The organism is Nocardiopsis sp. NPDC057823, assembly GCF_042797335.1.
GTDB classification, from domain to species: domain Bacteria; phylum Actinomycetota; class Actinomycetes; order Streptosporangiales; family Streptosporangiaceae; genus Nocardiopsis; species Nocardiopsis changdeensis.
In genome coordinates this window covers 38,556-50,701 of the sequence record NZ_JBHVLR010000021.1, presented here as the reverse complement: position 1 = coordinate 50,701, position 12,146 = coordinate 38,556, and the positions used below count along the sequence as shown (strand labels likewise).

Below are 12,146 nucleotides of genomic sequence, written 5' to 3'. Positions count from 1 at the left end.
GGTATGCGACGCTTCTCCCTGGTGTGGTCGGGACAGTTCCTCTCCGCGATCGGATCGGGCACGGCCTGGTTCGCCGTCACCCTGTGGGTGTGGGGCGAGTCCGGCTCGGCGACGCTGTTCGCGCTGCTGACCCTGCTGTCCCTGGCGCCCGGGCTGGCCGTGGCGCCGGTGGCGGGCGTGCTCGTGGACCGGATCGGCCCGCGGGCCGCCGTCCTGATCGGCGACGGCGCCCTCGCCGTCACGTCGGCCACCGTCCTGACGCTGTACCTCACGGGGAACCTGGAGATCTGGCACCTGTACGTCATCGCCGTGGTCGAGGGGGTCATGGAGTCCCTGCACCTGGTGGCCTACATGGCGCTGATCCCGCTCCTGGTGGAGCAGGAGCGGCTGGTCCGCGCCAACGGCATGGTCTCCCTGGCCGACCCCGGGGCTGAGATCCTCGCCCCGGCCCTGGGCGGTGTGCTGCTGGCGGCGACCGACCTTTCGGTGGTCCTGGTCCTGGACCTGGCGACGTTCCTGTTCGCGGCGGCGGCCCTGCTGGCGACGCCCACCCCGCGCCCGGCCCCCGCCGGGGAGGAGATACGGGAGCGGCGCTCGTGGGCCGCCCTCCGCGCGGACCTGGCGTTCGGCTTCTCCTACATCGCCCGCAGCCGCCCCCTGGCGGTCCTGCTCTGCCTGTTCTTCGTGCTCAACTTCTCCGGGGCGGTCTCCTACGCCCTGACCACCCCGCTCATCATGCTGCGCAGCGGGGACGACCACACCGTCCTGGGCGTGGTCCTGGCCGCGGGCGGTGTGGGCGGCGTCCTAGGGGCCCTGGCCGTGAGCGCGCTGGGGGACCGGGTCCGCCGGATGACGCTCGTGCTGGCCGGCATGGCCGCCGGTTCGGCCGCCGGCCCCCTCCTGACGGGGCTGGCGTGGACCCCCTGGCTGTGGATCGCCTCGGCGCTGGCGGCCGGGGCGGTGCTCCCCGCGGTCAACTCCGCCTACCAGGCGATCTGGCAGTCCCGTGTCCCGGAGGAGTCGCAGGGCCGGGTCTTCGGGGCCCGCCGCCTGCTGGCGCAGTCGTCCCTGCCGCTGGGACTGCTCGTCGCCGGCCCCGTCGTGGACCACGTACTGACACCGTTGTTCGCGGACGCGGGCGGAGCTCCGGCGGAGCTGCTGGGGACCGGGAAGACCGGTGCCACGGCCCTCTTCCTGGCCGCCGCGGGCCTCCTGGGCCTGGTCGCGGCGCTGACCGCCATGGCGTCTTCGCGGCTGCGCGGGTTCGGCGAACCCCTGGCCGTACCATCGACCGGACGAGAGGACACCCTTCGATGATCACCCCGATCGACCCCGCCGACGAGTCCGCCCTGCGGGCCTGGCACACCGCCCTGGTGGAGGCGGCGACGCACGGGCGGCCGGAGGCCGCCGTCATGGGCTACACCGACCTCAGGGGGATGCTCGCCCCCCGGGACGACCGGCACCACCGGCTGTACGCGGCGGTGGAGGACGGCCGCACCGTCGGAACGCTCATGGTGGACCTGCCCGACCGGGAGAACCGGCACCTGGCCGAGGTGGACGTGTCGGTGGTCCCCGAGCGCCGGGGCCGGGGCCTGGGAGCGCGCCTGGCGGGCCTGGCCCTGGAGGCCATGGCCGAGGAGGGCCGCACCACCGCCACCGGAGAGGTCTACGTGCCCGGCGGGCACACCCCCGACGACTGGCCCGGCGCCCGGTTCGCCCGGGCCCACGGGTTCGCCACGGTGCACGAGGAGGACTACCTGGTCCTCGACCTTCCGGTGCCGCCGGAGAGGATGGCCGCGCCGCCCGGGGCGCCCGCCGGCCACCGGCTGCACACCTGGACCGGCCCCTGCCCGGAGGAGCACCTGGAGGCCTACGCGCGGATGCGCACGGCCATGGAGCGCGACGTGCCCACGGGCGACCTGGACACCGAACCGGAGGTGTGGGACCCCGAGCGCCTCCGGGCGGAGGACGCGCGCCGGGTCGACCAGGGGTACACCGCCGTCGTGTCCGTCGCCCGCACGGCGGCGGGGGAGTGGGCCGGGTACAGCCTCCTGCTCGTCCCCGCCGAGGGCGGGGGCGAGGTCTACCAGGACGACACCCTGGTCATGCGCGCCCACCGCGGCCACGGTCTGGGCATCGCGCTCAAGCGCCGCAACCTCGAGGTGCTGGCCCGGGAGTTCCCCGACGCGAAGGTGGTCCGCACCTGGGTCGACCCCGACAACGCCCCGATGCGGGCGGTCAACGACCGCCTCGGGTTCCGCGTGGTGGAGCGCATGCTGGAGGTCCAGCGCGTCCTGGGCTGACCCCGCCCGGGTCAGCCCTCGCGCAGGATCTGGACCAGCCGGGTGACGCGGTCGGGGGCCAGGGTCTCGCGCACCCCGGTCTCCAGCCCGCCGCCGGTGGCGTCCACCAGGGACACGTGGCGCAGGGCGCGGGTCAGCACGGTGTACACCCGGGGCCGCGACACGGGCACGTCGGGCGGGAACACGCCCACCACGGCGGGCCAGCGGCCGCCGTGGGCGGCGCCCACGGTGAGCGCCCACCCCGGGCGCAGCGCCGCCGGGTCGCCGACGGTGACCTTCGCGCCGTCGGCCAGCTCCACCTCCACGCCGCCCTCGACGGGGCCGCGCAGGACACCGGTGTCGCCCGGGCCGTACCCGGGCCCCGCGGCCACCAGCAGCACCGCGTCGCCGGGGTCGAACCCGCCCAGGGCGCCGGGGCCCGGGTTCAGCCGCTCCTTGCAGGCGGCGTTGAGCGCGCGGGCCCCGGCGGGGCCGTCCTCGCGGGCGGTGACCACCCGAACCTCCCCGGCGGGGATGCCCAGCGCGCGCGGAATGGAGTCGGTGACCAGCTGCACGACCCGGTGGGCGGCCTCCTCCGCCGTGGCGGCGGGGACCCGCACCACCTCGCGGCCGGGGGCGTCCACCTCGGGGACCTCGCCCTCGGACACGGCCAGCGCCAGGGCGGCGATGGGCCCCGGGGCCCCGTCGTCCTCGGGGCCGGCGATCTCGGCGGTGTGGGCGGTGCGCGAGCGCACGATGTCCTCGGCGACCCGGCCCGGGGTGGCCGACGGGGCCTGCCTCGGGTCGGCGAGCAGCACCAGGTGCGCGCCGTCGGCGCAGGCGGCGGCCAGGTCGGCGGCGCGGGCGGTGCCCACCGCCATCGACTCGCACAGCACCACCAGGCCCGACGGGATGGGGCCCTGCCGCAGCGCGGCGGCCAGGGAGAGCACGCGCACCCCCGGGTCGCCCTGGGCCACCGCGGCCAGGTCGGCGGCCACGGCGGCGGCCGTCTGCGCGGTGGGCGCCACCACGGTGATCCCCACCCGGCTGTCCTCGGCGATCGCGGCCAGGCACAGCAGGGCGCGCGCGGTCTCGGCGGAGTCCCCCGGGCCGTGCCAGAGCACCGTCACCGGCCGCAGGGCGACCGTGACCAGCGCGGCGCGGGTGTGCTCGGTGACGGTGAACCCGCCCTTGTCGCAGGCGGCGTCGACGGTCTCGGCGGCGGTGGCCGAGTCCATGACGGGGTCGTTGGCGGAGATGAGGCGCACCAGGTGCCCGCCCAGCCGCTGCTCGGCCTCGCCCAGGTCGGGCAGGGCGTGGAACCGCTCGGGCTCGGGCAGGTCCGGGACCCCGCCCTCCTCGAAGTCGAAGTCGTCGTCGGAGTCGTCGGTGCTCTCGAACACCGCCGAGGCGCCCGCCTCCACGGCGGCCTCCAGAGCGCGGGCCGGGGCCGGGACGCCCAGGCGGCCCACCAGCGAGGCCAGCCGCTTCTCCTCCACCGCGGTGTGCCCGCGGGCGGCGGCGGTGCGCAGCGTGTGCGCGGTCAGGGCGGCCAGGCGGCGCGGGTCGTCGGGGCGGGCGGCCTCGCCCAGGGCGCGGCGGGCGCAGTAGTCGGCCTGCTCCGCGGTCACCTGCGGCAGCCGCAGCAGCAGCCACGGGTCGGCGGCCAGCTCCGACGCGGCCGCCGGGCCCAGCGCGGCCACCAGCCGCGGCGCCAGGGAGGGCGGGGCCTGCATGCCCTGTAGGACGGCGCTGACCTGTTCGACTGCCTCGGACACCTGGGCCGGTCCCCCTCGATCTCGTGCTCCTGCTCTCGCGACGAGCCTACCGAGAGGTGACGACGTCCGGGGCGGCCCCGTGCGGACCCGGGGCGCGCGGGGCGTTCAGGAGCGGGCGCGGGGGCGGCGGCGCGGGGTCCGGCGCGCGGCCGACGGGTCGCCGACCACCGTGCGCACCGCGGCGCAGGGGTCCAGGTCGGGCGAGGACTCCTGGATGGCGACGGCCGCGGTGCGGGCGGCGGCGCAGAACAGGGCGCGGGTGCCCTCGTCCAGTCCGGCCAGGACGCGCTCCTCCACGTGGGCCACCCGCGCGGCCAGGTCGGCCAGCACCTCGCGGCCGTGCGCGGTGACGCACACCCGCCGCACCCGGCGGTCGTCGTCGTCCACCCGGCGGCGCACCAGGTCGGCGGCCTCCAGGTCGTCGAGCAGGTAGGTCATCACGCTGCGGTCGATGAGCAGGCGCTCGGCGAGCGCGGCCTGGGTGGGGACCTCGGCGGCGGCGCAGGCGACCAGCACGTGGTAGCCGCGGCTGCCGTGCGGGACGTCGGCGAGCGACTCCTCCACCCGCTCGTGCCAGCGCTGCAGCACCACGGCCAGCGACCAGCCAAGGTCGGGCGCCGGGCCGTCGGTGCGCCCCCGCGGTTCCCGCGCGCTCTCGGGGCTCGGTGTCGTCATACCCCGAGACTACCAGGAATAGGTTTTCTGTACGATGAGTTGCACAGAACATCATTGATTCCACAAACTACTTTGCGGGCGTCCGGGCCACGGACCTCCGACCGTCCCTCCGAGGAGACACAGCACCATGCCCGACTACGGACACCCGCTGCGGTTCGGCACCTTCATCACGCCCTCGGCCGACGACCACGAGCGCGCCGTCGCCCTGGGCGAGCTCACCGAGGCCGCCGGGCTCGACCTGGCCACCTTCCAGGACCACCCCTACAACCCGGGCTTCCTGGACACCTGGACCCTGATGACCTGGGTCGCCGCCAGGACCGGCCGCATCTCGGTCTCCGGCAACGTCCTCAACCTCCCGCTGCGCGGACCGGCCATGCTCGCCCGCCAGGCGGCCTCCCTCGACCTGCTCTCCGGCGGCCGCTTCGAGCTCGGCCTGGGCGCCGGCGCCTTCTGGGACGGCATCGCCGCCATGGGCGGGCCCCGGCTCACCCCCGGCCAGAGCGTGGCCGCCCTCTCCGAGGGCATCGACGTCATCCGCCAGGCCTGGGACACCGACGCCCGCGGCGGCGTCCGCGTGAACGGCGAGCACCACCGCGTCTCGGGCATGAAACGCGGACCCGCACCCGCCCACGACATCGGCATCCACCTGGGCGCCTACAAACCCCGCATGCTCCGCCTCACCGGCGCCAAGGCCGACGGCTGGCTGCCCAGCCTGGGCTACCTGGAGATCGCCGACGCGCCCGGCGCCAACCGGATCATCGACGAGGCCGCGCAGGAGGCCGGGCGCGACCCGCGCATGGTCCGGCGCATGCTCAACCTCCCCGGGGGCGCCCTGCTGCCCGCCGGCCGCGGCTTCCTCCAGGGCCCCGTCGACCAGTGGGTCGACGACCTGTTGCCGCTGGTCCTGGAACACGGGTTCAGCACGTTCATCCTCGGCGGCGACGACCCGCGCACCATCGAGGCGTTCGGCGCCGAGGTCGCGCCCGCCCTGCGCGAGGCCGTCGAGAAGGAACGCGCCTCCGCCGGCACCGCCACCGGCCCGGCCCGCGCCGCCGCGGCCCTGGCCGCCCGCCGTCCCGGCATCGACTACGACGCCGTCCCCGAGGACCTGCGCGGCCACGCCGTCGAACCCGGCGACCGCGCCTACACCCGGCTCCGCCACGGCTACATGCAGAGCGGCAGGCCGGGCCTGGTGCTGCGGCCGGAGAGCGCCGGCCAGGTCGCCGAGGCCCTGGGCTACGCCCTGGACCAGGACGTCCCGCTCAACGTGCGCAGCGGCGGCCACGGCATCAGCGGCCGCTCCACCAACGACGGCGGCGTCGTCGTCGACCTGTCCCGGATGAACCGCGTCGAGGTCCTCGACCCCGCCGCCCGCCGGGTGCGCCTGGGCGCCGGGGCCCGCTGGAGCGAGGTCGCCGCCGCCCTGCACCCGCACGGGCTGGCCGTCAGCTCGGGCGACCACGGCGGCGTCGGCGTCGGCGGCATCGCCACCACCGGGGGCATCGGCTACCTGGGCCGCGCCCACGGCCTGACGATCGACCACATCACCGCGATGGAGGTCGTCACCGCCGACGGCCGGGTCCTGCGCGCCGCCGCGGACGAGAACCCCGACCTGTTCTGGGCCATGCGCGGAGCCGGGGCCAACTTCGGCGTGCTCACCTCCGTGGAGGCCGTCGCCGCACCGGTCGGCGACGTCGTCCTCGCCCAGTTCGCCTACGACGCCTCCCGCACCGCCGGGTTCCTGCGCGCCTGGGGGGAGATCACCGCCGCCGCGCCCCGCGAGGTCACGGCCTTCCTCATCGCAGCCCCGGGCCGGGGCGGATCGGGGCCGGTCGCCCGGGCGATGGTCGTCCACGCGGGGGACGACACCGACGCCGCCGTGGCGGCGCTGGAGCCCTTCCTCAAGGCGGGCCCGGTCCTGGACCAGAGCGCGCAGCTCGCGCCCTACCCGGCGATCCTGCCCCGGGGCGAGGGGCCCCACACGGGGGCCGGCGTCCCCGCGAGCCGCTCCGGACTGCTCTCCGAGGTCTCCGAGGACACCGCGCGGACCCTGGCGGGCATGCTCGCCTCCGGCGCCACCTACTTCATGCAGCTGCGCCAGGTCGGCGGGGCGGTCAACGACGTCCCCGCCGACGCGACCGCCTACGCCCACCGCCACCAGGCCCAGTCCCTGGCGGCGCTGGCCTCGCCGCGCACCGCGGCCCGCCTCGACGAGCGGTGGGCGGAGCTGGACGGCGCGATCGACGGGATGTACCTGAGCTTCGACACCCGCACCGGGCCCGGGGTGCTCTCCCTGGCCTTCCCCGAGCCCGCCCTCTCCCGGCTGCGCGGGATCAAGGCCCAGTACGACCCGCACAACGTGTTCGACCAGAACTTCCCGATCGAACCGGCCGGGGACTGATCGCCGCGGCGGCCGGGCGCCTCAGCGGCGCCTCGCCGTCGCGTCGTCCAGCGCGTCGCGGATCTCCGGAGGCAGCTCCACGCCCTCCACGCCCAGGACCTGCTCCAGCTGCGCCAGGGTGCGCGGCCCCACCACGGCGGCCGCCACCCCCTGCTGGTCGCGCGCCCAGCTCAGCGCCACCGCCAGCGGCGGCACCCCCAGCCCCTCCGCCGCGGTGCACACCGACTCCACCACCCGGCGGCTGCGCTCGTCCAGGTACGGCTCCACGTACGACGCCATGTGCGGGAACGCCGCCCGCGAGCTCGCCGGGGTGCCGGTCCGGTACTTGGCGCTGAGCACCCCCCGGCCCAGCGGCGCCCACGCCAGCAGGTGCGCCCCGGCGGACGCCGCAGCGGGCCGCAGGTCGTCGTCCGCGCGCCGGTTGAGCAGCGAGTACTCGGCGCCCGCGCTCACCAGCGGCACCCGGCCCGGCCGCGCCCGCTGCCAGGTCGCCAGCGTGGCGAACTGCCAGGCGTCCAGGTCGCCGGTCCCCACGTAGCGGGCCTTGCCCGCGGCGACCGCCGCCTCCATCGCCGCCAGCGTCTCCTCCGGCGGCGTCGCCGGGTCGAACACGTGCAGCTGCCACAGGTCCACGTACTCGGTCTGCAGCCGCCGCAGCGAGGCGTCCAGGGACGCCAGCAGGTGGCGGCGCGAGGCGTCCACCGGCCGGTACCCCTCCGGGGTGTGGCCGCTCTTGGTGGCCACCACCACGTCCTCGCGGCGCACCGCGGTGCGCAGCAGCCGGCCCAGGATCCGTTCGCTCTGCCCGCCCGTGTAGATGTCCGCGGTGTCCACGAGCGTGCCGCCCGCGTCGACGAACGCGGCGAGCTGCTGCCCGGCCTCCTCTTCGGAGGTGTCCTGGCCCCAGGTCATCGTGCCGAGGGCGGTGCGGGACACCCAGAGTCCCGATCGGCCCACCTGTCGCTGTTCCATGCGGCGGAGGGTACCGTGTTCATCCGAAGTCGGCCCGCCGTCCATCCCCACGGCGTACCCTCGTCAGGCCCCGGCCGGAGACGTCCACCGCGCCGTCCGCGCGGGCCGGAGCGGTCCCCCGCCCCCCGGACCCCCTCCGGTCCGGCTCCCGGTTCCCAGGGGAAAGCCCGCAGCCGCCCTCCGGTGCCCCCCATGCCGGACCGTCAAGGAAAGCCGAAACCGAGTGTCCATCTTCGAGGCGGTCGTCCTCGGCCTCATCCAGGGGCTCACCGAGTTCCTGCCCGTGTCCTCCAGCGCCCACCTGCGCGTGTTCGCGGCCTTCTTCCAGTGGCCCGACCCCGGTGCGGCCTTCACCGCCGTCACCCAGATCGGCACCGAGCTGGCGGTGGTGGTCTACTTCCGCAAGCGGATCTGGGCGGTCATCTCCACCTGGCTGCGCTCCCTGTTCGACCGCGACCTGCGCGGCGACGTCAACGCCCGCATCGGCTGGTACGTCATCCTGGCCACCATCCCCATCGGCGTGCTGGGCCTGCTCCTGGAAGAGCAGATCGACAGCGTCTTCCGCGACCTGCGCCTGATCGCGCTCACCCTCATCGTCTTCGGCGTCATCCTGGGCGCCGTGGACCACTTCGCCCGCCGCGAGCGGCAGCTGGAGGACCTCACGCTGGGCCGGGGCATCACGTTCGGCCTGTTCCAGACCCTGGCGCTGATCCCGGGGGTCTCCCGCTCGGGCGCCACCATCACCGGCGGCCGCCTGCTGGGCTTCGACCGCCCGGCCGCCGCCGAGTTCGCGTTCCTCATCGCGCTGCCCGCGGTGTTCGCCTCCGGCCTGTACAAGATGCTGGACATCGGCGGCGGCGAGTACGCGGGCTGGGGCGCGACCATCGTCGGCACCGTCGTGGCGTTCGTCATCGGCTACATCGTCATCGCCTGGCTGATGAGGTTCATCTCCACCCACAGCTTCATGCCGTTCGTGTACTACCGCATCGCGCTCGGCGTCCTCATCCTCGTGCTCGTCTTCTCCGGCGTGCTCGACCCGGAGGGCGGAGCCGGGGTCGGCTGACCCGCCCCGCCGCGGGCCCGGCCCCCGCGGGGGCCGGGCCCGCCCGTGTCCCCGGTCCCCTCCCGGCGCACACCGCCCTAGGGTGGTGGCCATGGCGACACCACCATCCCAGGACACCCTCCCGCAGGCGGTCACGCTCATCCTCGTCCGGCACGGGATGACCGACGCCACCGGGCCCCGGCTGGCCGGCCGCGCCCCCGGGGTCCACCTCAACGACACCGGGCGCGGCCAGGCGGCCGACCTGGCCCGCCGGCTGACCGGGCTGCGCCCCGCGGTGCTGCTCTCCAGCCCCCTGGAACGCTGCCAGGAGACCGCGGAGGCCGTCTCCGGGGTGCTGGGCGTCCCCGTCACCACCGACGACCGCCTCATCGAGTGCGACTACGGGTCCTGGACCGGGCGCGCCCTGAAGGACCTGGCCGAGGAGCCCCTGTGGCGGGTCGTGCAGGACCACCCCTCCGCCGTCCGCTTCCCCGGCGGCGAGGCCCTGGCCGCGGCCTCCGCCCGCGCCGTCGAGGCCGTCCGCGACTGGAACTCCCGGCTGCTGCTCACCCCCGGGGAGACGCCCCCGGTGTACGTGGCGTGCAGCCACGGCGACATCATCAAGGCCGTCGTCGCCGACGCCCTGGGCCTGCACCTGGACCTCTTCCAGCGGCTGCGGGTGGACCCCTGCTCGGTCACCTCCATCACCTACACGCGCACCCGCCCCTTCCTCAACGTCCTCAACGACACCGGCCAGGGGGCCGGGCCCGTCCTGCCCACCCCGGCCGAGGCCACCGGGGACGCCGCCGTGGGCGGCGGCGCCGGGGCCGAGCACACCGTCACCGAGATCCCTTAAGGTTCTAGGCATGCCCGTCTTTCAGTTCAATCCGCCGGAGCGCTTCGTCGCCGGGACCGTGGGCCAGCCGGGGGAGCGCACGTTCTTCCTCCAAGCGGTGGGGGAAGGCCGTATCACCAGCGTCGTCCTGGAGAAGGCGCAGGTCGAGGCGCTGGCCACCCGTATCGAGGAGCTGCTGGAAGAGGTGCACCGACGCTTCGGCGCGCCGCCGGACGACAGCGCCGTCCCCGAGGACGAGGGCCCCCTCGAGCAGCCCATCGAGCAGGACTTCCGCGTCGGGACCCTGGCCCTGGCCTGGGACGCCGAGGCCTCCCGCGTCATCGTCGAGGCCCAGGAGATCGACGAGACCGCGGCCGAGGAGTTCACCGAGGACGAGGAGGAGCTGGAGGTCTTCACCGAGGAGGGCCCGGCCCACCGCGACGTCCTGCGCGTCTACCTCACCCCCGGGGCCGCCCGCGCCTTCGCCGGCCGCGCCCTGAAGGTGGTCGCCGCGGGCCGCCCGGACTGCCCGCTGTGCGGGCGTCCCCTGGACCCCGCCGGCCACATCTGCGTGCGCCAGAACGGCTACCGGCCCGACCGCCTGGTCTGATCACGCCTTGACGCACGACGACACCGCGCTCGACGGCCCCTTCGACGGCCTCACCCCCGCAGCGGGCCTGGAACTGCTGCGGACCGGCGAGATCACCGTCGAGGGGCGCCTCACCGCCGCCTCCAACACCACCCTGTACTGCACCGTCTCCGACGGCACCCTCTCGGCGAACTGCGTGTACAAGCCGGTGGCGGGGGAGCGGCCGCTGTGGGACTTCCCCGACGGCACCCTGGCCGGGCGCGAGGTCGCCGCCCACGCCGTCTCCGACGCCCTCGGCTGGGAGATCGTGCCGCCCACCGTCCACCGGGACGGGCCCTTCGGCGAGGGCATGGTCCAGCTGTGGGTGCACGGCGACACCACCGTGGACCTGATCGCCCTGTCCCGGGAGACCGACAACGCCGCCCTGCGCCGCATGGCCGTGTTCGACGCGGTCATCAACAACTCCGACCGCAAGATCGGCCACCTGCTGCCCACCCCGCAGGGCCATCTGTACGGCTGCGACCACGGGGTGACCTTCGCCGAAGACTACAAGCTCCGCACGGTGCTGTGGCAGTGGCAGGGGCTGGCGCTGCCCGAGGAGGCGCTGGCCGGGCTGGCGCGCCTGCGCGACCGGCTGGCCGACCCCCGGGACGCCCTGACCAGGGAGCTGGGGCTGCGCCTGACCGGCCCCGAGGTCTACGCGGTGCGGGCCCGCACCGACCTGCTCCTGGAGCACCGCATCCACCCCTACCCGGCGCCCGACTGGCCCGCGGTGCCCTGGCCGCCGGTCTGACCCGCGGCGCGTCCTGATCCGGCCACCCGGTTCCCACCGCCCCCGCCGTGGCCCATAATCGCCGGGGACCACCACAGAGGCGGAGAAACGTATGGCCACCGAGATCAAGGTCCGGGTCGACCCGGGCGGCCGGGCGCTGCTGGCGCTGGGCCGGTCCGGCTACCGGCTGCGGGCCTTCGCGCGCCCGTCCCGCTGGGAGCGGGTGCCCGCCGTGCTCGGGACCGCGTCGCTGATCCTGTTCGGGGTGGGCTGGATCCCGCTGATCTGGCTCCAGGCCACCGGCGGCGAGCCCACCGGCCTCCACCTGGCGCCCGTCGGGATCGGCCTGGCGGGGGTGCTGATCACGGGCCTGGCCTTCGCCTGGAAGGAGGTCGCCGGGGAGCTCCTGGGGTACCTGACGGTCTTTCTGCTCGTCATCCTGTTCCCGCTCTACTTCCCGCTGCTGCTCGTCCCGGCGGTGCGCCGCCGGGTGGGCGCGGCCCTGCCCTCCGGCGACGGGGACGGCGAGAAGCCGCGGCGGCGCACCGTGGAGGAGGGCGGCCGCTCGTACTCGTACGCGGGGCTGGCCGGGGCCCGGCTCTCCGACGAGGGGCACCGCGCCACCCTGGTGCTGGAGCACCGCGACGGGAGCACCCTGGTGTGCGGGGCCGCCGGGGCCGACGCGCACCTGCTGCGCACGGCCGCCCGCGAACGCCTGGGCGCCCTGCTGGCGGAGGGGTCCGGAGACGCGCCCCGGGTGTGAGGAGAATCGACTACCGGGGAGTAGGAATGGCGTGCCG

The 12,146-nt window shown here is 75.7% G+C and carries 11 protein-coding genes; 8 read left to right on the top strand and 3 right to left on the bottom strand.

Features of this window, described 5'->3' with window-relative positions:
• The first annotated feature begins 3 nt into the window (after positions 1 to 3).
• A complete protein-coding gene (locus ACFVNO_RS26485) occupies positions 4 to 1,317 on the top strand; it encodes an MFS transporter (protein ID WP_378896533.1) in 1,314 nt (437 codons plus the stop codon).
• Positions 1,314 to 2,303 carry a GNAT family N-acetyltransferase gene (locus tag ACFVNO_RS26480; RefSeq protein ID WP_378896530.1) on the top strand — a complete coding sequence of 330 codons (990 nt, stop codon included), beginning with the start codon at positions 1,314 to 1,316 and terminating at the stop codon, positions 2,301 to 2,303. The genes ACFVNO_RS26485 and ACFVNO_RS26480 overlap by 4 nt, the downstream gene beginning before the upstream one ends.
• A gap of 11 nt (positions 2,304 to 2,314) precedes the next feature.
• Here ACFVNO_RS26480 and ACFVNO_RS26475 read toward each other — a convergent pair whose 3' ends face one another.
• Together ACFVNO_RS26475 and ACFVNO_RS26470 are read right to left on the bottom strand one after the other, a co-directional pair.
• Positions 2,315 to 4,060, bottom strand: a complete 1,746-nt coding sequence (locus ACFVNO_RS26475; RefSeq protein WP_378896527.1) for a helix-hairpin-helix domain-containing protein — start codon at positions 4,058 to 4,060, stop codon at positions 2,315 to 2,317.
• Between the two features lie 105 nt (positions 4,061 to 4,165).
• Positions 4,166 to 4,735 carry a MarR family winged helix-turn-helix transcriptional regulator gene (locus tag ACFVNO_RS26470; protein ID WP_355265203.1) on the bottom strand — a complete coding sequence of 190 codons (570 nt, stop codon included), beginning with the start codon at positions 4,733 to 4,735 and terminating at the stop codon, positions 4,166 to 4,168.
• A gap of 127 nt (positions 4,736 to 4,862) precedes the next feature.
• Here ACFVNO_RS26470 and ACFVNO_RS26465 point away from each other — a divergent pair, with 127 nt between their 5' ends.
• Positions 4,863 to 7,136 carry an LLM class flavin-dependent oxidoreductase gene (locus ACFVNO_RS26465; protein ID WP_378896523.1) on the top strand — a complete coding sequence of 758 codons (2,274 nt, stop codon included), beginning with the start codon at positions 4,863 to 4,865 and terminating at the stop codon, positions 7,134 to 7,136.
• A gap of 21 nt (positions 7,137 to 7,157) precedes the next feature.
• On the opposite strand, the gene ACFVNO_RS26460 is transcribed toward ACFVNO_RS26465, so the two are convergent.
• Positions 7,158 to 8,108, bottom strand: a complete 951-nt coding sequence (locus ACFVNO_RS26460; RefSeq protein WP_378896520.1) for an aldo/keto reductase — start codon at positions 8,106 to 8,108, stop codon at positions 7,158 to 7,160.
• A 223-nt stretch (positions 8,109 to 8,331) separates the two neighbouring features.
• Between ACFVNO_RS26460 and ACFVNO_RS26455 the strand changes: the two genes are divergently transcribed.
• The 5 genes from ACFVNO_RS26455 (at position 8,332) to ACFVNO_RS26435 (ending at position 12,109) form a co-directional block, all read left to right on the top strand.
• Positions 8,332 to 9,171 (top strand): undecaprenyl-diphosphate phosphatase, encoded by an 840-nt coding sequence (locus ACFVNO_RS26455; RefSeq protein ID WP_378896518.1) that lies wholly within the window; start codon positions 8,332 to 8,334, stop codon positions 9,169 to 9,171.
• 91 nt (positions 9,172 to 9,262) lie between these two features.
• Entirely contained in the window at positions 9,263 to 10,006 is a 744-nt protein-coding gene (locus ACFVNO_RS26450; RefSeq protein ID WP_378896515.1) for an MSMEG_4193 family putative phosphomutase, read from the top strand.
• A 10-nt stretch (positions 10,007 to 10,016) separates the two neighbouring features.
• On the top strand, positions 10,017 to 10,595 hold the full coding sequence (locus ACFVNO_RS26445; RefSeq protein ID WP_220560341.1) for a DUF3090 domain-containing protein: 579 nt from the start codon (positions 10,017 to 10,019) through the stop codon (positions 10,593 to 10,595).
• A 7-nt stretch (positions 10,596 to 10,602) separates the two neighbouring features.
• The gene (locus tag ACFVNO_RS26440) at positions 10,603 to 11,367 is read left to right on the top strand and encodes an SCO1664 family protein (protein WP_220560342.1); all 765 of its coding nucleotides are present in this window, start codon (positions 10,603 to 10,605) and stop codon (positions 11,365 to 11,367) included.
• Between the two features lie 91 nt (positions 11,368 to 11,458).
• Positions 11,459 to 12,109, top strand: coding sequence for a hypothetical protein (locus ACFVNO_RS26435; protein ID WP_355265187.1), 651 nt, complete (start codon positions 11,459 to 11,461; stop codon positions 12,107 to 12,109).
• Positions 12,110 to 12,146 lie beyond the last annotated feature (37 nt).